The 21872-nt window shown below is 67.3% G+C and carries 19 protein-coding genes and 1 tRNA gene; 9 read left to right on the plus strand and 11 right to left on the minus strand.

Annotated elements, in window-relative coordinates; translation table 11 throughout:
- Positions 1–19: 19 nt before the first annotated feature.
- Positions 20–3268 (minus strand): bifunctional cytochrome P450/NADPH--P450 reductase, encoded by a 3249-nt coding sequence (locus AAHB16_RS26120; protein WP_342052366.1) that lies wholly within the window; start codon positions 3266–3268, stop codon positions 20–22.
- 109 nt (positions 3269–3377) lie between these two features.
- Between AAHB16_RS26120 and AAHB16_RS26125 the strand changes: the two genes are divergently transcribed.
- Positions 3378–4049 carry a TetR family transcriptional regulator gene (locus tag AAHB16_RS26125; RefSeq protein WP_150373421.1) on the plus strand — a complete coding sequence of 224 codons (672 nt, stop codon included), beginning with the start codon at positions 3378–3380 and terminating at the stop codon, positions 4047–4049.
- A gap of 34 nt (positions 4050–4083) precedes the next feature.
- Entirely contained in the window at positions 4084–5052 is a 969-nt protein-coding gene (locus AAHB16_RS26130; RefSeq protein ID WP_342052367.1) for an alpha/beta hydrolase fold domain-containing protein, read from the plus strand.
- Position 5053: 1 nt separating this feature from the next.
- Here the strand turns inward: AAHB16_RS26130 and arfB are convergent, their stop codons facing one another.
- On the minus strand, positions 5054–5461 hold the full coding sequence (gene arfB / locus AAHB16_RS26135) for an alternative ribosome rescue aminoacyl-tRNA hydrolase ArfB (RefSeq protein WP_150373419.1): 408 nt from the start codon (positions 5459–5461) through the stop codon (positions 5054–5056).
- 44 nt (positions 5462–5505) lie between these two features.
- Entirely contained in the window at positions 5506–6894 is a 1389-nt protein-coding gene (locus tag AAHB16_RS26140; RefSeq protein ID WP_150373418.1) for an FAD-binding oxidoreductase, read from the minus strand.
- A gap of 287 nt (positions 6895–7181) precedes the next feature.
- Here AAHB16_RS26140 and AAHB16_RS26145 point away from each other — a divergent pair, with 287 nt between their 5' ends.
- The 3 genes from AAHB16_RS26145 to AAHB16_RS26155 all read left to right on the plus strand — a co-directional run bounded on the left by AAHB16_RS26145 (position 7182) and on the right by AAHB16_RS26155 (position 9822).
- Positions 7182–7316, plus strand: a complete 135-nt coding sequence (locus tag AAHB16_RS26145; RefSeq protein WP_263364731.1) for a hypothetical protein — start codon at positions 7182–7184, stop codon at positions 7314–7316.
- A gap of 14 nt (positions 7317–7330) precedes the next feature.
- Positions 7331–7984, plus strand: a complete 654-nt coding sequence (locus tag AAHB16_RS26150; protein WP_342052368.1) for a serine O-acetyltransferase — start codon at positions 7331–7333, stop codon at positions 7982–7984.
- 215 nt (positions 7985–8199) lie between these two features.
- Positions 8200–9822 carry an ABC-F family ATP-binding cassette domain-containing protein gene (locus tag AAHB16_RS26155; RefSeq protein ID WP_342052369.1) on the plus strand — a complete coding sequence of 541 codons (1623 nt, stop codon included), beginning with the start codon at positions 8200–8202 and terminating at the stop codon, positions 9820–9822.
- On the opposite strand, the gene AAHB16_RS26160 is transcribed toward AAHB16_RS26155, so the two are convergent.
- Positions 9823–10215: a RidA family protein gene (locus AAHB16_RS26160; protein ID WP_342052370.1), complete on the minus strand. Its 393-nt coding sequence runs from the start codon at positions 10213–10215 to the stop codon at positions 9823–9825.
- Between the two features lie 126 nt (positions 10216–10341).
- Here AAHB16_RS26160 and AAHB16_RS26165 point away from each other — a divergent pair, with 126 nt between their 5' ends.
- Complete coding sequence (locus AAHB16_RS26165; RefSeq protein WP_342052371.1) at positions 10342–11247, plus strand: LysR family transcriptional regulator; 906 nt, start codon at positions 10342–10344, stop codon at positions 11245–11247.
- Between the two features lie 17 nt (positions 11248–11264).
- On the opposite strand, the gene AAHB16_RS26170 is transcribed toward AAHB16_RS26165, so the two are convergent.
- From AAHB16_RS26170 to AAHB16_RS26180, 3 genes are all read right to left on the minus strand, one after another.
- Complete coding sequence (locus tag AAHB16_RS26170) at positions 11265–11615, minus strand: BrnA antitoxin family protein (protein WP_342052372.1); 351 nt, start codon at positions 11613–11615, stop codon at positions 11265–11267.
- Positions 11602–11868 (minus strand): BrnT family toxin, encoded by a 267-nt coding sequence (locus tag AAHB16_RS26175; RefSeq protein WP_342052373.1) that lies wholly within the window; start codon positions 11866–11868, stop codon positions 11602–11604. The genes AAHB16_RS26170 and AAHB16_RS26175 overlap by 14 nt, the downstream gene beginning before the upstream one ends.
- A 306-nt stretch (positions 11869–12174) precedes the next feature.
- Positions 12175–12250: transfer RNA gene (locus tag AAHB16_RS26180), tRNA-Arg, on the minus strand.
- Between the two features lie 347 nt (positions 12251–12597).
- Here AAHB16_RS26180 and AAHB16_RS26185 point away from each other — a divergent pair.
- Positions 12598–13503, plus strand: coding sequence for a c-type cytochrome (locus AAHB16_RS26185; RefSeq protein ID WP_342052374.1), 906 nt, complete (start codon positions 12598–12600; stop codon positions 13501–13503).
- Positions 13504–13661: 158 nt separating this feature from the next.
- Complete coding sequence (locus AAHB16_RS26190) at positions 13662–14225, plus strand: hypothetical protein (protein ID WP_223851357.1); 564 nt, start codon at positions 13662–13664, stop codon at positions 14223–14225.
- Positions 14226–14290: 65 nt separating this feature from the next.
- Here AAHB16_RS26190 and hemN read toward each other — a convergent pair whose 3' ends face one another.
- Complete coding sequence (hemN, locus tag AAHB16_RS26195; protein ID WP_342052375.1) at positions 14291–15754, minus strand: oxygen-independent coproporphyrinogen III oxidase; 1464 nt, start codon at positions 15752–15754, stop codon at positions 14291–14293.
- Positions 15755–15929: 175 nt separating this feature from the next.
- On the opposite strand from hemN, the gene AAHB16_RS26200 reads away from it, so the two are divergent.
- Entirely contained in the window at positions 15930–17108 is a 1179-nt protein-coding gene (locus AAHB16_RS26200; protein ID WP_342052376.1) for an ABC transporter substrate-binding protein, read from the plus strand.
- 16 nt (positions 17109–17124) lie between these two features.
- Here AAHB16_RS26200 and AAHB16_RS26205 read toward each other — a convergent pair whose 3' ends face one another.
- From AAHB16_RS26205 to AAHB16_RS26215, 3 genes are all read right to left on the minus strand, one after another.
- Positions 17125–18438, minus strand: a complete 1314-nt coding sequence (locus AAHB16_RS26205; protein ID WP_342052377.1) for an ATP-binding protein — start codon at positions 18436–18438, stop codon at positions 17125–17127.
- Positions 18439–18443: 5 nt separating this feature from the next.
- On the minus strand, positions 18444–19172 hold the full coding sequence (locus tag AAHB16_RS26210; RefSeq protein ID WP_150373408.1) for a response regulator: 729 nt from the start codon (positions 19170–19172) through the stop codon (positions 18444–18446).
- A 359-nt stretch (positions 19173–19531) separates the two neighbouring features.
- Entirely contained in the window at positions 19532–21628 is a 2097-nt protein-coding gene (locus AAHB16_RS26215; RefSeq protein ID WP_342052378.1) for a UvrD-helicase domain-containing protein, read from the minus strand.
- Positions 21629–21872: the final 244 nt, after the last annotated feature.

Consider the following 21872-nt stretch of genomic DNA (forward strand, 5'->3'; position numbering starts at 1 on the left):
TGAGTGCGCGGGAGGTCGCCTAGTTGAACACGTCCTGCCGGTAGCGTCCCCGCGCCACCATCGTCGCCAGCCAGTCCGACGCGCGGGCGGTGTCCATGCCGCCCGCCGCTACCGCGATGTCGATCAGGGTCTGCCGCACGGCCGGTGCCATCCGCCGGCCATCGCCGCAGACATATACCGTCGCCCCCGCTTCGAGCCGCGCCCATACATCGGCGCGATTCGTCCACAGCAGGTCCTGCACATAGCGCGGCGCCCCGTCCATCACCGAGTACGCGACATGCACGTCGGCCACGCCATCGCTGGCCCAGCGCTCGATATCGTCCCGATAGAGCCAGTCGTGCGCCGGATGGCGGCATCCGTAGTACAGCTGCGCCGCGGCCACGGGGATTCCCGCAGCCCGCTGCGCCGCGCGTTCCTCGAGGAAGCCGCGGAACGGTGCGAGCCCCGTACCCGGACCGATCAGGATCATCGGCACCGAAACATCGTCCTCGGGCGCGAACGGCGGGTTCGGTGTGCGTATCGACGCCGAGACCTGCGCGCCGGGTGCGAGTCCCTGCAGCCATGTCGACGCCACCCCCCGGAATTGCCCGCGGCCCGACAGCGCGGGTGCCCATACCGTGCCCACCAACAGCGTGGCCACATCGGGCGACACCAGCGGCGACGAGGCGATCGAATAGAAGCGCGGCCGCATCGGCACCGTGCAGTCGAGCAGCTGTGCCAGCGATAGCGAGATGGCCGGATGCGCGATCAGCACGTCGAGCAAGCCAAGCCGTGGTGCCGCCACGCGCGCGGCGTAACCCTGCGCCTCGTCGTCGGAGGCGAGCGTCTGCAGTTGCTCGCGCGTGAACGGACAGCGCGTGCCCTGCGCCAGCGCGCGCAACGTCTGCCGCGACACCACGTCCTGCAACTCGACGAAATGCGTGAGCAACTGCGCGACGGGCAATGCCTCGCCGATCGGCAGCCCGCGCGCGGTGCCATGCGTGGCCGACAGCGTCACCATCGCCTGCGGATCGAGGTCGAGCCGTTCGCACAGCGCCGTCACGAGCTCGGGCGCGTTCTGCGGCCACACCGCAACATGATCGCCCGCGCGGTAGGTGGTACCCGGTGGCAGCCGCAGGCGAATATCGCGCGTGGACGTGCGCGGCGCCTCGCGCGCGAAGTCCCACAGGCCAGACGGATCCTGCACGAGTTCGGTGTTGGACAGCACCGTGAAGGCCTGCGTCCCGGCGGGCAGCGTATCGGCGCGAATCGCGGCCATGCTGCGCAGATCGGCATGGACGCCCAGGCCGCCGCTCATCGCCGCGCTATCCGCTTCCAGCGCCTGCCAGAGTTGGGCGAGCCACTGGTCGGCGGCACCGTCGAAGTCGCCATTGCCGTCGGCCTCGCCACGCGGCAGCAGCGGCGTTGCGCCGGCGGCGACGAAGAAATCGAACACGCGCCGCGGAAACGCCTGGTATGTGGCCCATTGCGAGTTGCCGCAGCCGAGCAAGGCGAGCCGCAGTCCCTTCGCTCCGGCCTCCGCAAGATAGCCGGCGGCCTCGTCCGCATCGAGCATCGCTTCGAAGCGCCGGCCGGAGTCCGGCGCGCGGCCGTTGTAGGTGGCGGCGACGACCACGGCGATGCCCGCGCCGGGCAGATCGCCCACGGCGGCGTCGAGGTCGCGCAGCGTGGCATCGAAGCCCGACGCGACCGCGCCCGCGTGAATCTGCTCGGCCAGTTCGCGTGCGGTGCCGAGGCTCGACGCGCAGAGCACCGTGAGCGACTGTCCATTGCCCCGCACCTGCGCGGGTGCGGCCGCGGTCGACTCGGCCCGCGTCGTCCCCGACGCGACAAGCCGCTCGTGCGCCCGGCGCCTGCGCGCGCGCAGCACGAAGTTGTCGGGCTTGATCGTCAGCGTTTCCTTGAGCCGGAACTGATAGTCGTGCGGATCGCTGAGCGCGAAGTTGCGCAGCATCAGCGCGAGCGCGAGCTTGGCCTCGGTCAGCGCGAACTGCCGGCCGATGCACGCGCGCTCGCCCGAGCCGAACGGCATATACGCATGCGGCGGCAATGCGGCCTCGTTCTCCGGCAGGAACCGGTCGATATCGAAGCGCTCGGGATCGGCCCACACCCTGGGGTCCCGATGCAGCGCGGTCAGCACGACCGATACGCGCCGGTCTTTCGGAATCGCATAGCGCCCGCCGATCACGGTGTCCTCGAACGGCGCCACGGCGAACGCGGGCGCCGTGGGCCACAGCCGCAGCGTTTCCTTGAGCACGCGTTCCAGCACCCGCAGGCGCGCGAGGTCGGCGTAGACCGGCGGTGCGTTGCCCGGCAACACCGCGTCCACTTCCGCATACGCCTGCGCGAGCACGCCCGGATTGCGCAGCAGTTCATACAGCGCAAAAGTCAGCAGTCCGCTCGTGGTCTCGTGCCCCGCAATCAGGAACGTGATGACCTGATTGCGGATATTCGCGTCGTCGAGTTGCACGTCCGTTTCCGGATCGCGCGCTTCGAGCATCAGGTTCAGCAGGTCGGCGCCCTTCGCGGATGCGGCCGGCGCCGCGCGGCGCTGGCGGATCACGTCGTCGACGACGTCGCGCATATAGGCGATGTCTGCCGCGAACTGGCGGTGCTCGGCGCCCTTGAACCAGCGGTCCTGCACGCGCATGCGCGTGAGCTTGTCCATCGCTTCGCCGAGCGCGCCGGCCATCGCGACGATAAAGGGGTCGAGCTGCGCGCGCGAGAACGAATCGAAGTCGTAGCCGAAGCCCGATAGCGCGATGGTATCGAGCGTCAGGCGCGTCATGTCGTCGGCGACGGCGATATCGGCGTCGGCGCCTTCCCTGTCCCACTTGTCCACAAGACGATTGGCGACGCGCAGCATCACGTCGAAGTAGCCCTTCATCGCGCGCTGGCTGAACGCGGGCATCAGGATGCGATGCGCGCAACCCCAGTTGGCCTCGTCGCTGTGCGCGGTGAACAGGCCATCGCCGGCCACGTCGCGCAGGTAGGACAGCGGCGGCCCGATGACCTTGCGAAAGCGCGATACGTCGCACACCTCCGTGGCCAGTTCGACCGAGCTGATGAACGGGACGCGCCGCCCCGCGAAATTGAGCTCGAAGATGCCGTCGAAATGCCGGCTGCGCGCCAGCAGATGCTGCCCGACGGCGCCGGGCGTGATCTGCAGCAGATTGCCGAGGATCGGCAGTCCCGGATCGCGCGGAATGGGTTCCAGCGATGCCGATGCGAACGGTGGAGCGGCGGAGCCGGACGTCTGGGAGGCCATGGCGGGGGATTGTCCGAGAAAATCTTCCGTAGACAATCGTCTACTTTGCAGGCAAAGTCAATGCGTGCGAACCGAGTGATCGTTCGATTCTTCGATAACGCGAGAGAACATGGAAGACATTGCCGACGGCAAGCGCCGGCTTATCGATGCCGCGCTGCGCCTCGCCGCCGCGCGCCGCAGCTTCGCCGCGCTCGGCCTGCGGGAACTCGCGCGCGAGGCGGGACTCAATCCCAATACGTTCTATCGCCATTTCCGCGATATGGAAGATCTCGCGGTGACCGCGCTCGCCGAAGTCAGCGACGAGCTGCGGCCGATGCTGCGCGCGGTACGCTGGGCCGCCGCCCGCGACAATCCGCAGGAGGTGGCGACGCGTGCGTGCGAGGCATTCTTTGCGTACGCGCGCGCGCATGCCGATGCCTTCGTCGTCGGCCTGTGCGGGATCACCGGGCCGCAGCCCGCGTTGCGCGAAGCCATTCGCGCATTGCTTGCGGCCATCGCCGCGGAGATGGCCGAGGATATCGAGCGGCTCGAACTATGCCCGGCCCTGCCGCGCGCGGCGCTCGACGATTTCAGCCGCTACGTGGTCTCGCATCTGTTCCATGCCTCGGCCGACTACCTCGAGGCCGGTGCCGCCGAACGCAAGCGGCTGGCGCTGCAGGCCACGCAGCTGATTCGCTGGCTGCTGCTGGGTGCCAGTGCCGGCGCGCCGAACCTCGGCGCACTGGCCACATCGACCGCGGCGCTCCCGCGTACCGCGAAGGCGGCCGCCAAGCTGTCGTAGGCGCGTTTGAATCGTCATGCCGGAGAGATCGCCGATGAGTCTGCAGAACCTGCTGCTGTCGTACGGATTGCGGAAGAAGCTCAAGCGCGGGCCGCCGCCCGAGCAGATCGACATTCCCGGCACGCGGCGCGCGATGAGCCAGTTCGGTCATCAGGCGCGCATTCCGGAAGGCTGGCGCATCGGGGCCTCCACGGCGCCCGACCTGCCCGGCGAATGGACGCGGCCGTTGCTCACGGTACATGCGAACGGCGCCGACAATGACGACGTGGCGACCCAGGTCGATACGCCGACGATCTTCTATCTGCACGGCGGCGGCTATTACTTCTGCTCGCCGCAGACGCATCGCCCGCTGACGCTCGCGCTGGCCGAGAAGTCGGGCGTGCAGTTGTTCTCGCTCGACTACCGGCTCGCGCCCGAACATCCGCATCCGGCCGCGCTCGACGATGCGCTGACGGCCTATCGCGCACTGCTCGCACGCGGCTTGTCGGCACGGCATCTCGTCCTGGCGGGGGACTCGGCCGGCGGCGGACTGGCGCTGGCGACGCTGATCGCCCTGCAGCGCGAGGGATTGCCGATGCCCGCGGGCGCGCTGCTGTTCTCGCCGTGGACCGACCTCGCGGCCACGGGCGAAACGTTACGCACGAACGATCGCAGCGACGTGATGTTCCATGGCGAATCGGTCGGGCGCGCGGCGCGCTTCTATCTGGGCGATATTCCCGCCACCGATCCCCTCGTATCGCCGCTCTATGCAAGCAAGGAAGAGATGTCGGCGCTGCCGCCGCTGTTCGTGCAGGCGAGCGATCGCGAGGTGTTGCTCGACGACTCGCGCCGGCTTGTCGATCGCGTGCGCGCGGCCGGCGGCAAGGCCGAGTTGCGCATCTGGAAGCGTGTACCGCACGTGTGGCAGATCTACCATCCGTTTCTGCCGGAGGCGCGGCGCGCGCTCGACGAGGCCGCGCAGTTCGTGCGCGGCGTGCTCCCGCGCGGATTCGGTAATCCCTGATTCAGTGATCGGTCACCTTGCCGCGCAGCGCCTTGACCTGGCTGCGCTGCGTCTTGCCTTCGAGCCGCCGCACGCGCGAAGCAAACGTTGGGCGCGTCGCGCGCCGTGTGCGCGGGGCCTCGGCCACGCTCAGCACGAGCTCGTGGAGCCGGCGGATCGCGTCCTCGCGATTGAGCTCGAGGCTGCGATGCTGCTGGGCCTTGATCACGACCACGCCATCGCGCGTGATGCGGTGATCGCTGAGCGCGAGCAATCGTTCCTTGTGGTCGGCCGCCAGCGACGACGCGCGCACGTCGTAGCGCAGATGCACCGCGTTGGACACCTTGTTGATGTTCTGCCCACCCGCGCCCTGCGCGCGGATCGCGGTGATCTCGTATTCGTGGTGAGGGATGTGGAATTCGCCGGCCATGCGCGTGATGATAGCAACGCGCGGGCCGGCGGTGGGAATTGCGGTCAGGACGCTGGCGCGATGTTCTGGTTGGTGCAGAACAGGTTGTGCGGATCGTAGCGCTTCTTCAGCGCGGCGAGCCGCGCATAGTTGGACCCATACGCGTCACTCGTGCGCCCCGCTTCATCTTCGGTCAGGAAATTCACGTAGACGCCGCCGCTCGCATACGGCTGCGTCGCGCGAAAGAAGTCGCGCGCCCAGGCGATGCAGTTGGCATCCTCGTCCGGGCGCTCCCAGCGCGAATGCACGTTCATCACGAAGCGCGCGTCGCGGTGGTGATAGGCCGTGGCGTCGGGCGGCACGCGGTTGGCCACGCCGCCGACATGGCCGAGGAAGATATCGGCCAACGGCGACGGCAGCCGCGCCGCGTAGTCGATCATCGCGTCGATCGCCGCATCGTCCAGGCGCGAAAAGTTGTGCGACTTCCAGTAGTTGCGCGCGCCCGGACCGAGCAGCGGGTCGAAGGCCTGTTGCCACGCGGTGTAGGGCACCGGCCCGATATGCTCGCCGATGGCCTGCCCGAACGCGCGCATCGGCGCGATGTCCGTCTGCACCTGCTCGGGCGTGCCGAGGTGGAACGCGGCGAGTACCACCACGTCGGTGCCATGCGCGGAGGCCGGCAGGAACGGCAGCGGCGGCGCCTTGCGCAGGACCGCCCAGACGTTGAGGTCTTCGGGCATGGTTTCGGTGAACACGCGGTATTGCCGCAGGACGTCGCGCGCCTGCGCGGCCGGAAACACGATGAGTCCCGCATGGACCTGCGGCCCCACATCGTGCAGCCGGAACTGGAACAGCGTGACGACGCCGAAGTTGCCGCCACCGCCGCGTATCGCCCAGAACAGGTCCGCATCGTCGGTGGCGCTGGCCCAGCGTCGCTGCCCGTCGGCCGTCACGACCATCGCGCCGAGCAGGTTATCCACAGACATGCCGTACTTGCGCGTGAGCCAGCCGAAACCGCCGCCGAGCGTCAGGCCCGCGACGCCCGTCGTCGAGTTGATGCCGAGCGGCGTGGCCATGCCGCAGCCCTGCGCTTCGTGATCGAAGTCCGCAAGCGTGGCGCCGGGGCACACCCATGCGACGCGGTCGGGCTGCTCGATGCTCACCACGCGCAGCATCGACATGTCGATCACGAGCCCATCGTTGCAGATGGCGCTGCCGGCGATATTGTGGCCGCCGCCGCGGACGGCGAGCACGAGGCCGCGGTCCCGCGCGAAGTTCACCGCGTGCACGACATCGGTCGTGCCCGAGCACTGCACGATGATGGCCGGCCGCCGATCGACGGTCGCGTTCCATACCGTACGGGCCACGTCGTACCCGTCGTCGCCGGGCAGCAGCACACGGCCGTGCACGGCCTGCCGCAGCGCCTCCAAGTGACCCGAAGCTATCGTTGCCATGGCACACCTCCCCTTCGGATTGAGCCGATCCCGATGCGATGCAATCCGCGCGCCATCGGCCGCAGGGGGGCGGCGGCGTTGGCGTCGGGGCGTGCGCGGCCCGGTGCCGGGGTCAGAATCGGCCCAATCGGTTACACCGATGAGGCGCCGAATAAGGCCCGTTTCGTGTTGGCCGGAAGCGACGTTTGATGCGCCGCAGCAAAACATCGCGATGCGGGTTTATACTTAGCCAACTTCCGCCCGGCTCCCCCTTTCCTGTATGCGCCGGACGTCTCTGCCGCCGCATCATGAAACGCACGATCGCCTTTACGCTGACGACCTGGCTCGCCGCCGCCATCCTTCTGCTGGGAGGCGACTCGCCTGCCTTTGTCGTGCTGAGCGGCGTGGTCGCGTTCGGCGGATTCGACCTGCTTCGCCCCTGACCGGGCGCCGCATCATGATGCTGCCCGCGTCGCCGACGCGTCGATCGTCGTCGCCCCCCTCGCACCCTCCGCACCCCTCGCATCATGCTGGCCGCGAGGCGATCCGCGATTCCGCGACGACACTGATCCGCAGCGACCTGTATCGCGTCGCGGGCGAAACCTCGGTCAAAGCTTTCCTTAAGCATTACGTCGCCACCGAAGGCTTTCACTACCTCGTATGGTTCCGGCTGGCCTCTGCCTGCACGACGGGCGTGCGCGGCGCGTTCCTCAAGCTGATGCTTCGCCGCAAGCAGCGTCAGCTCGGCATCGTGATTCCGCGCGGCACGCGCATCGGCCCCGGTTTCTATATCGGCCATTTCGGCGGCATCGTGCTCAACGAGTCGGTGGTCATCGGCGCCAACTGCAATATCTCGCAATGCGTGACGATCGGCGCGAACCATGGCCAGGCGGCGACCATCGGGGACAACGTCTATATCGGCCCCAATGTCTGCATCGTCGAGGACGTGACCATCGGCGATAACGTGACCGTGGGCGCGGGCAGCGTCGTGACGCGCGACGTGCCTGCCAACGTCACGGTGGCGGGCAACCCGGCCCGCGTGCTCGCGGACGACCTCGAACGCGGCCGTGCCGGGCGCTATATCGCCAATCGCTGGAACGCGCGCGGCTGACCGTTGCGCGTAGAATGCGCGTATCCCCTTCGGAGATCGCTCACCGCCATGTGAACCGAGGCCCTGCCCTCCCGTCCCGCGACCGCAACCGTCATCGCGCTGTGCATGCGCGCCGTGTTGCCGTCGCGTTTCACGTTCACACGGCTGGTGTTCCGCTCGCGCGCACGGATTGACGTCGCGCACGCCGGGCGCCGCCTTATCTGGCGATCTCCTCCATGCCCGACGCGCTCGTTCGCATTGCTCATCTCTCCCATGCCTGGCCTGATGGCACCCCCGTCTTCGACAATCTGTCGGCAACGTTCGGCACCGGCCGCACAGGCCTGATTGCCCCCAATGGCGCCGGCAAGAGCACGCTCCTGCGGCTTATCGCGGGCGAACTCGCGCCGCTGGCCGGCCATATCGAGGTCATCGGACGCGTGGCATGGCTGCCGCAGCATCTGCCGCTCGGCGGCGACCTGCGCGTGGCGCAGGCACTCGGCATCGCCCCGCAGCTCGATGCGATGGCGGCCATTGCGTCCGGTCGCGCCGACGCGGCGTTGTTCGATATGGCCGGCGATGCCTGGGACCTCGAGGACCGCACGCGCATCGCGCTCGCGCGTGTGGGGCTCGGCGAGATCGATTTCGCGCGTGCGCTGCATACCTTGAGCGGTGGCGAGATCATGGCGCTCGGTCTCGCGTCGCGGCTGCTGGACCAGCCCGATGTGCTGCTGCTCGACGAACCGACGAACAACCTCGACCGCGATGCGCGCGAGCGGCTGTACCGTCTGCTCGACGACTGGACCGGATGCCTGATCGTCGCGAGCCACGATCGTGCGCTGCTCGATCGCATGGATCGGATCGCCGAGCTCGATCGGCACATCGTGCGGATGTATGGCGGTGGCTATGGGCTGTATCGCGAGGCCGTCGACATCGAGCAGCGCGCGGCCGAGCAAGCGGTGCGCGGCCTGCGTCAGGCGGTTCGCCGCGAACGGCGCGACATGCAGCTGGCCCACGAACGCGGCGAGCGCCGCGCGGGACAGGCCGCGCGCCGGGCGCCCGACGCGGGCCTGCCGAAGATCGTCGCCGGCGGGCGCCAGCGCGCGGCGCAGGTGTCCGCGGGCAAATCGCACGACACGCATGCCGCGCGCATCGACGATGCCCGGACCCGACTGGGCGCCGCCGTCGATGCGCTGCGCGACACCGCGAGCTTCGACCTCTCGCTGCCGGGCACGCGCGTCCCGGCGGGGCGTCGGGTGTTTCTCGGGGAAGGCATGCAGGTCTTCCGCGATGGCCGGCCCGTCTTTGCGGCCGACGGCGTCGACCTCGATATCCGGGGTCCGGAGCGCATCGCGGTGACGGGTGCCAATGGCGCGGGCAAGACGACGCTGCTGCGCCTGATCGCCGGGAACCTGTCTGTCGGCGCGGGCTCGGTCTATCGGGGACCGGGACGGATGGCGTACCTGTCCCAGCGGCTGGACCTGCTCGACCCCGCCGCGACCGTCGCCGACAACTTCGCGACGTTCACACCGGGCATGGCCGCCGTCGACCGCGCCAACCTCCTCGCCCGCTATCTTTTCCGCGGCGCGCGCATGGCACTGCCAGTCGAAGCCCTGTCGGGCGGCGAGCGCCTGCGCGCGGTGCTGGCCTGCATCCTGCACGCGGAGCCGGCACCGACGCTGCTGCTGCTCGACGAGCCCACGAACAATCTCGACCTCGAAGCGGTTGCGCAACTGGAGGCTGCGCTGCGCGCATACGAAGGCGCGCTGGTGGTGGTGAGCCACGACGAGGCGTTTCTCGATGCGATTGGATTGACGCGGAAGATGCGGTTGCTCGAGGGCAGACTGATCAGCGACACCTGATCACGACCGGTCCTTGGCAATCACCTTGATCTCGAACTGGAAGCCGTACAGCCACGTGACACCGACCGCGGTGATCGTGGGATATGGCGCGTCGCCCCAGTAGTCGGGCACGACTTCCCAGATGGTTTCGAAGGTTTTCTGCGGATCGACCATAAAGACCGTGACATCGACCACGTCCTCGAACGAGCCGCCGGCGGCCGCGAGGATCGCGTTGAGGTTCTCGAAGGCGAGGCGCACCTGCGCCTTGAGGTCGGGTTCGGGGCTGCCGTCGTCGCGGCTGCCGACCTGGCCCGAGACGAACAGGAAGCCGTTGGAGCGGACCGCAGGCGAATAGCGGTTCTTTGCGTAGAGGGCGTGGCGTTTGGGCGGGAAGACGACGTCGCGGGTGGTCATGGCTGACTCCATCAAGAGTTCACGATGGCAACCACTTTACGCAGCGGCGTCGCGGCGATAAACGCGTACCTTTGTTCCGCACTGTTTGTAGAATCCAAACAATCAACGGACCGACCGGGAGCCGGAATGGATCGATTCGACGCCATGCAGGCGTTTGCGCGCGTCGTGGAGACGGGAAGCTTTACCAGGGCGGCGGACACCCTGCATATGAGCAAGACGACGGTGACACAGCTCGTGCAGCAGCTGGAGGCGCGGCTTCGGGTGAAGCTGCTGAACCGGACCACGCGCAAGGTGAACGTGACCGAGGATGGGGCCGCGTACTACGAGCGCGTGGTTCGGCTGCTGGCGGAGATGGACGATGCGGAGACGAGCCTGTCGCAGGCGTCGGCCGCGCCGCGCGGGCGGCTGCGTGTGGACGTGCCGTCGCCGTTCGCAAGCGGGATCCTCGTGCCGGCGCTGCCGGATTTCTATGCGCGCTATCCCGACATCCACCTCGACCTCGGCGTGAGCGACCGCATGGTCGATCTGATCGATGAGAACGTCGACTGCGTGGTGCGCGGCGGCGAGCTGCGCGACCAGTCGCTGGTGGCCCGGCCCATCGGCGAGCTTCGGCTAGGCGTGTACGCGGCGCCGGCGTACCTGAAGCATGCGGGTGTGCCCAGACATCCGTCCGATCTGGGCAAGCCCGCACACCACCTGATCGGCTACCGCTGGGCCCGGTCGGGCAAACCGTTCCCGATCTCGATGCAACGGGGGAACGAAACGGTGACCGTGCAGGGCCGCTACACGCTCACGGTCGACGACGGCAACGCCTTCGTGGCCGCGGGCATCGCCGGCATGGGCGCGCTATGGCTACCGCGCTACATGGCCACCGACCCGGTCGCACGCAAGACGCTGGTGCCGTTGTTCGAGGACTGGCAGATGCCGACGATGCCGATGTACGTGGCCTATCGCCCGAACCGGCATGTGAGCGAGAAGCTGCGGGTGTTCGTGGATTGGGTCGTGGAACTGATGAAGACGCTCGATGCATGAGCCTGGCATCGCGATGGCTACGTTTGCGGCAACATCTTGTGAGACTTGGCATAGGCGCGAAGGATCTCGTTGATCCGCGTTTGCCAGCCATCGCCGGTAGCCTTGAACGCGTCGACCACGTCGCGGTCGGCACGCATATTGAGCGTGACCTTGCGTTCGTCGGCCGGCAGCGCCGGACGCCCACGGCGCTTCATCAGCGCCGCTGCGTTCGCCTTGCCCACCAGTTGCGGAAGCACTTCACTGGCCGGCCTCAAGCGCGCCAGTTCCTCATCGGTCAACTCGCGCGCGTCGGGGTCCGACGCCGCTGCCCGACGAATGGCTGCGTCCTCCGCATCGGTCACGGGTTTCGGTGTCTTACGCTTGTTCATATCGTCGTACCTCTCGCTGGTTCGCCTTCCGCATGCTGATGGCCCGAAGCCCTTGGCCACGGACGGTAAAGACGACCAGATAGAGACGATCGTCGAGCAAGCCGAAAGCCCGAAAACGATCCTCGCCGTAGTCCTTGCGCTTGTCCATGGAGATCAACACGGTCTCCCACTCCAGCAGTCCTGCTGTGGCAAGCGAAACACCGTGCTTGGCCTGATTGACGATGTCCTTGGCAGGGTCGTAGTCGATCAGCATCGATTTATTGTATGGGCGTAAATTCCAGTCGGCAAGCGTTTTTTGCCAACACAGAAATGGGTTGCGCCCACCGCCGCTCGGATCAGCGCCTGGATGTCAGGGAAGGTCTGCGAGGCCGGTCGTGGACGAAAAGAAGCCCATGGGCTCGGCCGTTGCTGGATGGCGTGCAACGGCGTACTGGCATGGGCTGGATGACTCGACTATGCGACGCAGGAAGCACGGTCGCAATCAACGAATCTTTGAATTCGTGCCGCGTTCGCTGGCGGCAAACGCGGGGAGGCGGCTTACGGCGATGCAGAGAATTCTTGGCGCGCCCGGCTGGGATCGAACCAGCAACCCCTGCCTTCGGAGGGCAGTACTCTATCCATTGAGCTACGGGCGCGTTGGGGTGACGACTTTGGCTGCGGGCGAATGCCGCCGCCGGAAAGTCGCATAGGATACAGCGTTTGCGATCCCGCGTCCATGCGGGGGACGCCGGAGAGGGAAGTCCGGAGGTCTCGCAGCCGCCGCTTTTGGCCCCCACGCACCGGGGTTGGGCTTATAATCCTTGGCTATTTGCGTCGATTCGTGGCTCTTGCGTTGCCTTTTCAGGCGGTGCTTGCCCCGAGCGTGACCCGGGACAGTCCGATGGCGCAGATGGCGACAGAATCCACCCCCGACAAAGGGCCATATAAAGCAAGCCGTTAAACGCGAGCTGCACCAGGTTTCCTGCAAAATCGAGAGTTCTGTATGAGTGACGACGTCCATAACGACCATCACGAGTCTCCCATCAAGACGCCCAAGCAGTTGATCGCTGTGGTGATTGCTGCCTTCCTGATCCCGATCATTGTCATCATCCTGCTGGTCAACTTCGTAGGCCACGGTTCCCTCGAAGGGGCCGGATCGACGCAGACGGCGGAAGCGGTCAACGATCGGATCAAGCCGATCGCCTCTCTCGAAATCAAGGATCCGAACGCGCCGCGCGTCTTCAAGACGGGCGAGCAGGTCTACAAGGAAGTCTGCGCCGCGTGCCACGCGACCGGTGCGGCCGGCGCGCCCAAGTACGGTACCGCCGGGGACTGGACCGCGCGGATCGGACAGGGCTTCAATGGCCTGCTGAACTCGGTGCTGCACGGCAAGGGCGCCATGCCCGCGCGCGCCGGCACCACGCCTGACGACTACACCGACTACGAACTCGGCCGCGCCGTGGTCTACATGGCCGACGCCGGCGGTGCCAAGTTCCCCGAGCCGCCCGCCCCGGCACCGGCCGCCGCCGCGCCGGCGCAGGCCGAGGCCTCGGCGCCGGCAGCACCGGCTGCCGCTGCGGCCCCTGCACCTGCCGCACCCGCAGCTGCCGCCCCTGCCCCAGCTGCCGCCGCTCCGGCCGCCGCGCCCGCAGCACCGGCCGCAGCGTCGGCCGAGGTCGGCAAGAAGGTCTACGACCAGGTTTGCGCCGCCTGCCACGCCGCCGGTGTCGCCGGCGCGCCGAAGTTCGGCGACAAGGCGGCCTGGGCCCCGCGTATCGCGGAAGGCATGGACGCCATCCACAACTACGCGCTGAAGGGCAAGGGCGTGATGCCGCCGAAGGGTGGCTACGGCGGCCCGGACGCCGACGTGATCGCAGCCTCGAACTACATGGTCAACGCCGCGAAGTGACAGAGTTGTTTGGGATCAAACAGTGATCTGAATTCGGATTGTTGCCATTGTTGGTTCCCTCGCCAAGGAAGACAGTGACGCTCGTATCGAGTCGAGCACTGATTCTCAAAAAGGCCCGCAACTGCGGGCCTTTTTCTTTGGACGAGGTGAACAGGCACATGCCGCTATTCGAGGGTATCGAGGGTGAGATTCGTGCTCATCTCAAGCACATCGCAGAAGGCGTCCGCCTCAGGCCGATGCTCATCGGCCAACTGACAGCCGCACAACATGACGCCATCAATGTCGCCAGGACCGCGCACGGACTCCCTGGCCTCGAACTACCCGAGATCGTCTTTCTTGGGCGGCATTTGCATCAGAGCCGGATCGTGAGAGATGGCTACACCATCGACGATGTGATAGCTCAAATGACAAGCGCGCTGGCCGAGTCCGCCGTCGTCCATGCATCGAGCAAGATGACTACCGTTCGGAGTATCGTTGTACGCGTGGATCGCTACGGAAGCGCAGTGCGGGACATGGCAATCCTGGAGTTGACGGCACGGAAGCCGAGAGCCGAGTTGTACTCGGTCATTCCGAAAGGCGATGTCAGTCCGGCAAGGCAAGCCGAAGCCCCTCCCGCATGCCAGAAAAAGGAAAGGCCGCTCGAAAGCGGCCTGGAATCTGAAGGGTACGCTCGCTCGGGTAACGAACAACTATCCGACGCCCCAGCGGACCCAACGGCTTGATGATAAGCGAGCGGAGATCGGTTTGCAAACTCGTCGTTCTCTGAATTCTCTACTCATCGCCCTCCTCACACCACCCGCGAATACCGCAGCGGCACCGGTTCCGCCTCTCTCAGATAACGATCGAACACCATCGCGATCCGGCGAACCAGCAGTCGGCCGAGTGCGGTGACGTCGATGCGCGTCGGGTCGCGGCGTACCAGGCCCTGCGTGGCCAGTTCGTCCAGGTCACGGAGTTCGGGGGCGAAAGACTGTGCGAAATCGATAGCGAAGCGTGCCTCGATCTGCGCGATATCGAGCCTGCCGTTGCACATCAGCTCGCCGATGACCGTCTTGCGCAGATGGTCGTCCGCGGACATCTCGAAGCCACGCGACACGGGCAGGCGGTCCGCGTCGAGCGCCGTGTAGTAGTCGTCGAGCGTCCGGTAGTTCTGGACATAGCGTCCCGCCACCGACCCGATCGCGGACACGCCGAAGCCGAGCTGGTCGTAGCCCGCATGCGTCGCATAGCCCTGAAAATTCCGTTGCAGCCGGCCGTCGCGCTGGGCACGCGCGAGGTCGTCGTCGGGCAGCGCGAAATGGTCCATGCCGATATAGACGTACCCCTCCGCCGTCAGCCGTTCGATCGTCGAGACGAGGATGTCGAGCTTTTCGGCCGGCGCCGGCAGCGCGGCTGTGTCGATCCGGCGTTGCGGTTTGAACACGTGCGGCAGATGCGCGTAGCTGTAGACCGAGATGCGGTTCGGCAGCAGTACCAGTACGCGATCGAGCGTTTCCTGGAACCGCGCCGTCGTCTGGTGCGGCAGCCCGTAGATCAGGTCCATGCTGACCGAGCGGAAACCGAGCCGGCGCGCCGCGAACACCGCGTCGCGCGTCTGCGCGAACGGCTGCACGCGGTGAATGGCCTGCTGGACCTCGGGATGGAAGTCCTGCACGCCGAGGCTGATGCGATTGAAGCCGAGATCGCGCAGCCGCGACATGCGCGCGTCGTCGACGGTGCGCGGGTCGATCTCGATCGCATGTTCGCCCTCGGGCAACAGATCGAAATGCGCATCGAGGGCCGCCATCACGCGTTCCATCTCGCCGGGATCGAGAAAGGTCGGCGTGCCGCCGCCCCAGTGGGACTGCATGACGGGGCGCCGCGTGCCGAGCCGCTGCGCCACCAGCACCATCTCGCGCACGAGATAGTCGACGTACCGGCTGCTGCGGCCATGATCGCGCGTGACGATCTTGTTGCAGCCGCAGTAGTAGCAAATGTTGTCGCAGAAGGGGACATGGAGGTAGAGCGACAGCGGCGCCGAAGCGTCCCGCGCGCAATCGTCGAGCGCGTCGAGATAGCCGGCCTCCGGAAATCCCGAATGGAAACGATCGGCCGTCGGATACGACGTATAGCGCGGACCGTTGCCATCGATGCGTCCGGCCAGCGCGCGGAAGTCGGCGAGCGCATCGCGATCGAAGCGCGTGACGGCCGCAGGCGGCGATTGGGAGGGGCAGGAAAAGGGAAAGAGAAACGGAAAGTCGGGGCCTGACATGGCGCATACGGAGGTGGGGCGATGTTCGAGATCGTATTCCCACGAATTTCCGCGCGCGTTGATCGGTATCAAGTCGACGGCAACGAAGTTATCCACAGGCCGGGCGTCACAACGCAGACACGAACGCTGGCTACGCTCCGCCCTTCGTGAGCCACCCGTGCTACCTGAGCCCGCCATGCGTCCATCGCCCGCACCGTCCGCGCAGCATGCGCTCCCCGTGTCCGTTGCCCGCCGGCGAACGCTATCGGCACTGGCTGCGCTCGGCGCGGGCTGGGCATGGCCGTCGTATGCGCAGACCGCCAGTCCCGCGACCATCGGGCGACGACAACTCGTGGTCGTGCATCTGGTCGACCGCGCGGGGACGCAGGCCGATCTTGCCCGCGATTACCTCGCGGGCGCCAAGGTGCTGTTCGATGCGTCGAATGCGGCAAACGGTGCCGCGAACGGCGGCATCCATATCGCCCATATCGTGCGCGACGCCGATCCCGATCCCCGCAATGCGCTGCGGCAGGCCCTGGCGCTCGTCGATAACGAGCGCGCCGACGTGCTGTTCGGCCCCGGCGACGGCCTGCTGCCGGCGCTCGTGCAGTCGACGGACCTCATGCGCCGCGGCGTGCAGATCGTTGCGCCGCTGTCCGGCCTGGCCCTGCCCGCGGACAACGTCTGGTACACGCGGTCCGACTACGAGTCCGAACTCGATGCCGCGGTGAAGCAGCTGCGCAGCTACGGCCTGTCGGGTATCGCGCTCGCCGTCGCGCCGGACTTCGCGGCCGGCACGCTGCGCAAGGGGACGCCGTGGCTCGCGCGGATGGAGCAGGACATGTCGACGCGCGCATTCGAACTGACGGGCGACGTCACGGAAAGCGCGCGGCAGATCGCGGCGCGCAAGCCCGGTGCCGTGCTGATTGCCGGCGATACGCTCGCGTACGGCAACCTCGGCCGCGCGCTGGCCGCGCGGGGCTGGTTCGGCTTTCTGGTGGGATTGTCATCGGTCAGTCCGGCATCGGCGCGCGAGATTCTTGGCGCGCGCTATGCGGGCGGCATCGTGCTCACGCAGGTGGCGCCGGGCCCGCAGGCGTCGACGCTGCGCGTGGTGAAGGAACACGTGGCACGGATGAAGCAGTACCTCGACGAACCGCCCTCGCCCGCGACGCTGGCCGGATACATCGGCGCGGCATGGCTCGCGCGCGCAGCGGCGGGTACGCGCGCACCGGGGGCGCCGGAGTTGCGGCGCGCGATGCAGTCGCGGATCGACGTCGGGGATTTTCTGCTCGATTTCACGCGCGGCGCGCGCGGGTCGCAGTACGTGCAGCTGGCGGTCATCGGCAAGGACGGCGCCCCGCAGCGGGCCTAGCCATCCCTCCTCGGGCTCAGTCTCTCGGCAGCACGATGCGCACGCGCAGGCCGCCTTCCAGACGGTTCGACAACTCGAGCTCGCCGCCATGGCGCGCCACGATATCGGCCGCGATCGCGAGGCCCATGCCCACGCCGCCCGTCGCGCGGCTGCGCGACGACTCCACGCGGTAGAACGGCTCGAGCACGCGTTGCAGTTCGGCGGGCGGAATACCCGGCCCGCTGTCGCATACATCGATCACCACGCGCTCGGCACTGTCCGACAGCACGATCTGCGCGGCACCGCCATAACGATGCGCGTTCTCGACGAGGTTCACGACCGCGCGCCGCAATTCCGCGGGGTACGCATGCATCGGCTGCGCGCTGCCGATCAGCGCCACGTCCTGCCCGATCTCCTGCGCATCGTCGACGATGGCCTGCAGCAGCGCCTGCACATCGACACGCTGGCGCGGGCCCGTGGCATCGTCGCGCTCGCGCAGGTAATACAGCGTGGCGTCGATCAGCCCGTTCATCTCGGCGAGGTCCTGTCGCAGCCGGTAGCGCACGTCATTGCTTTCGATGCGTTCGATGCGGAGGCTCATGCGCGTGAGCGGCGTCCGCAGGTCGTGCGACACCGCCGCAAGAAACCGCGACTGCTGCGCGAGCTGCGTGCGGATGCGCTGCTGCATCAGGTTCAGTGCATGCGTGGCGGCACGCGCTTCGGCCGGGCCCGTGTGCTCGTCCAGCGGCGGCGCGTGGACGTCCTGCGCAAGACGCCCCGCCCCGCGCGCGAGCTGCTGGACCGGACGCGCGAGCAGCCGCGCGCCGACCCACGAGGCGATGAGGATCGCGGCGAGCTGGAACACCATGCCGAGATGCGGCGGCCACAGGCCGTGCAACGGACCGCCCGGCGGCGGACCGCCACGCATGCCGCCCTGTTCCGGCTTGAACCCCGGACCGAAGCGATTGTCGTGCAGGCTGCGCAGCGGCGGCCCGTAGTAATCGTCGTCGTCGATATCGCCGTCACCGTCGGTATCGGCGCGTTGCAGCAACCCTTGCGGCGCGGTGGCCATGCCGCCCATGCCCGCCATCGCGTCCGACGCCGCGCGGCGCATCTGTTGCGCGTGCCGGTCGGAACCCGGGCGTGGAAACAATCCTTCGATGACGGTGACGCCAAGCACATGCACGGCCAGCATGATCGCGGCCATGACGAAAAACAGCCGCACGAACATCGAGTCGTGGCGCCGGTCGTGCCAGACGCTTTCCGTGCTCGATTCACTGCGCGATTCCGCGCGCGCGACTGCCATGCCCGCGGGCGGCACGTCGGTCGACGGCGGCATCGACTCGGCCATACGCGTCAATGTTCCACGCTGCCGGTGAACACGTACCCCTCGCCACGCACGGTGCGGATCAGCGCGGAGTCGCGCGGATCGTCGCGCAGCTTCTGGCGCAGGCGCGAGACGAGCAGATCGATGCTGCGATCGAACACGTCGAGGTCGCGCCCGCGGGCCTGGTTGATCAGCACCTCGCGGTCCAGCACGCGGTTCGGATGTTCGATAAAGGTCAGCAGCAGGCGAAACTCGGCGTTCGAGAGCGGCACGATCGTGTCTTCCTCGTCGACGAGCTGGCGCAGCGTCGTGTTGAGCCGCCAGTTGGCAAAGCGCAGTTCGTGCCCCGCGGCCACGGCGGCGCGCTTGTTGTCCGCGCGGCTGCGGCGCAGCACCGTGTGGATGCGCGCGACGAGCTCGCGCATTTCGAACGGCTTGGTCACATAGTCGTCGGCACCGACTTCGAGGCCCACGACGCGGTCGGCAAGTTCCGCGCGCGCCGTCAGCATGATCACGGGCGTGTCGCCCTGGTCGCGCAGCTCGCGGCACAGCGTCAGGCCATTCTCGCCGTGCAGCGAGAGGTCGAGGATGACGAGGTCGTAGCTGTTCTGGCTCATCGCCGACCGCATCGCCGCGCCCCCTTCGGCGCCGTCCGCCTCCATGCCGAAGGTCGCTAGATATTCGGCAAGCATGGAGCGAATCTGGGGATCGTCATCGACGATCAGCAAGCGGATGGGAAGCGAGGGCGAAAGATCCATGGCAACTCGATAAGGCAGGGCAGCTGCGGGCGCACCGCGGCGCGGCGCCGAAGCGCAAATCACTGTACCAGCTTGCCCGTGGCCTGCCGAGGCCGATTTGTATCGGTATTGGTACGTGATGTATGCGCCATGCCCGGCGCAAGGCAGACGGCGACCCGGAAAAAAACGCTCCCGGTGCTGCCGCGCCGGGAGCGTCCAACAGGGAAGAAGCCAGGCTCGCATGCCTGGCCACACCGCAACCGAAGGGCGAGCGCGGTGTGACGCATGACGCCGAGACGTCTCGCGTTCCGCCATGCTAGGGGCGCCCGCGCGGGCGGTCTTGTCCGGCTTGTATCAGTTGTATTGCAGCCCCGCCGACATCAGCCCGCGGCCGGCTTGCCGGCATTGCCGAGCAGCGCCTTCAGGCCGGCGAGGCGGTCCTTCGGGCTCATCGCCGGCGTCTCGTCCTTCGGCGCGGGGGCGTCTTCGAGCTTCATCTCGGCGATAAAGCGCGAGGGTTCGCACGAGTAGGTTTCCCGCGCGCGCTTGCGCTTCTTGCACCAGCTGATCTGCAGGCTGCGCTGCGCGCGCGTGATGCCCACATACATGAGGCGGCGCTCTTCCTCGATCTTCTCGTCGCTCATGTCCTCGTCCTCGCGCGCATGGGGGAGGATGCCCTCTTCCACGCCGACCAGGAACACGTGCGGATACTCGAGGCCCTTGGACGCATGCAGCGTGGAAAGCCGCACCGCGTCGGGATCTTCCTCGCGGCCCTCGAGCATGCTCATCAGCGCCACGGTCTGCGTGAGCTCGAGCAGGTTCTTGCCCTCGTCGCCAAAGCCGTCGGCATTATCGAAGCCCGTCGCTTCCGCGCCGTCGGCCGGCTCGGGCCGCGTGCCCTTGCGCTTGAGCCAGTCGAGGAATTCGAGCGTATTGGTCCACCGCGACTGCGCCTGCCGCTCGTCGAACGTGTCGTACAGGTACGCCTCGTAGTGGATGCCCTCCATGAGGTCGTCGAGCACGACGGTCGCGGGATCCTTGCCGGCGCGGTCCGCCAGCCGGACCATCGATTCGCAGAACACACGCAGCGGTTCCAGCTGCCGCGGCTGCAGCTTGCCCTCGATACCGCCCATCATCGCGGCCTCGAACAGCGAGACCTTGGCCTGTCCCGCGAATGTGCCCAGCACCTCGAGCGTGGTCGTGCCGATGCCGCGGCGCGGCGTGGTGATCGCACGGATGAACGCGGGATCGTCGTCGGGGTTGGCAATCAGCCGCAGGTACGCGCAGATGTCCTTGATCTCGGCCTTGTCGAAGAAGCTCTGGCCGCCGGACAGCACGTACGGAATGCGTTCGCGACGCAGGATCTGCTCGAACAGCCGCGCCTGATGGTTGCCGCGGTAGAGGATCGCGTAATCGCGGAACTGCGCGCGCCGCTCGAACTTGTGCGCGGAAAGCCGGAACACGACGGACTCGGCCTCGTGCTCCTCGTCGTTCATCCCATGCACGGCGATGGGATCGCCCATGCCGTGCTCGCTCCAGAGCTTCTTGTCGAACAGCTTGGGATTGTTCGCGATGACCGCGTTGGCGGCCTCGAGAATGCGCACGGTCGACCGGTAGTTCTGCTCGAGCTTGACGACCTTCAGGTCCGGATAGTCGGTCTGCAGCAGGCGCAGGTTGTCGAGCGTGGCGCCGCGCCAGCCATAGATGGCCTGATCGTCGTCGCCCACGGCGGTGAACGCCGGCGCGCGCAGGTGCGAGCCGCCGGCCAGCTGCTTGAGCAGCTGGTACTGGCAGGCGTTGGTGTCCTGGTACTCGTCGACGAGGAAATAGCGCAGCCGGTTCTGCCACTTGAGGCGTACCGCCTCGTCGCGCGCGAACAGTTCGGCCGGTAACCGGATCAGGTCGTCGAAGTCGACCGCCTGATAGGCATGCAGCGTGGCCACGTAATTGCGATAGACGAGCGCGGCCTGATGTTCGTCGCCGTTGGCGGCCTGCGCGATCGCGGTCTCGGGATCGACCATGCCGTTCTTCCACAGCGAGATCGTGCCCTGCACGCTACGGATGAGCTTCTTGTCCGTGGTGGCCAGCTGCTCCTGCACGAGGCCGAAGCAGTCGTCCGAATCCATGATCGAGAACTGCGGCTTCAGGCCCAGATGCTCGGCCTCCATGCGGAGGATCTGCACGCCAAGCGAGTGGAACGTACACACCGTGAGCTGCTTGAGCGGAATGCGCTTGCCCTCGCGCGTGGTCTTGCCCTCCATCAGCTTGGCAATGCGCTCCTGCATTTCCTTCGCCGCCTTGTTCGTGAACGTCACGGCGGCGATATGGCGCGGCTCGAAGCCCTTGTCCTCGATCAGGTGGGCGATCTTCTGCGTGATCACGCGCGTCTTGCCGGAGCCCGCCCCCGCCAGCACGAGGCATGGCCCGTCCAGGTAGCGGACGGCTTCGGATTGCGCGGCGTTGAGTCCGTGGGTCATGGGGGTGGAGATCGGGAGAGATTCTGGGCGGGGTTCAGCCGGCATCGGCGTGGCCCGAAAGGCACGCACGGTCCGCCGTGCGAAAGCGGTCGATGGTAGCACGCAGATCCCGGCGGGTCCGTCACCCCGCGCGAGCGCCGGTCGAGGTGTTTCACCGGGGTAACACTTGGTAAGGGTCCGTAAGCCCGCGCAACTCGCGGCACGAATGTTGCCTCTTAGTGTCATGGCACGCGAGGTCAGCCGA

It is taken from the genome of Cupriavidus sp. OTU4054 (assembly GCF_038440175.1).
Taxonomy (GTDB): Bacteria; Pseudomonadota; Gammaproteobacteria; order Burkholderiales; family Burkholderiaceae; genus Cupriavidus; species Cupriavidus pauculus_D.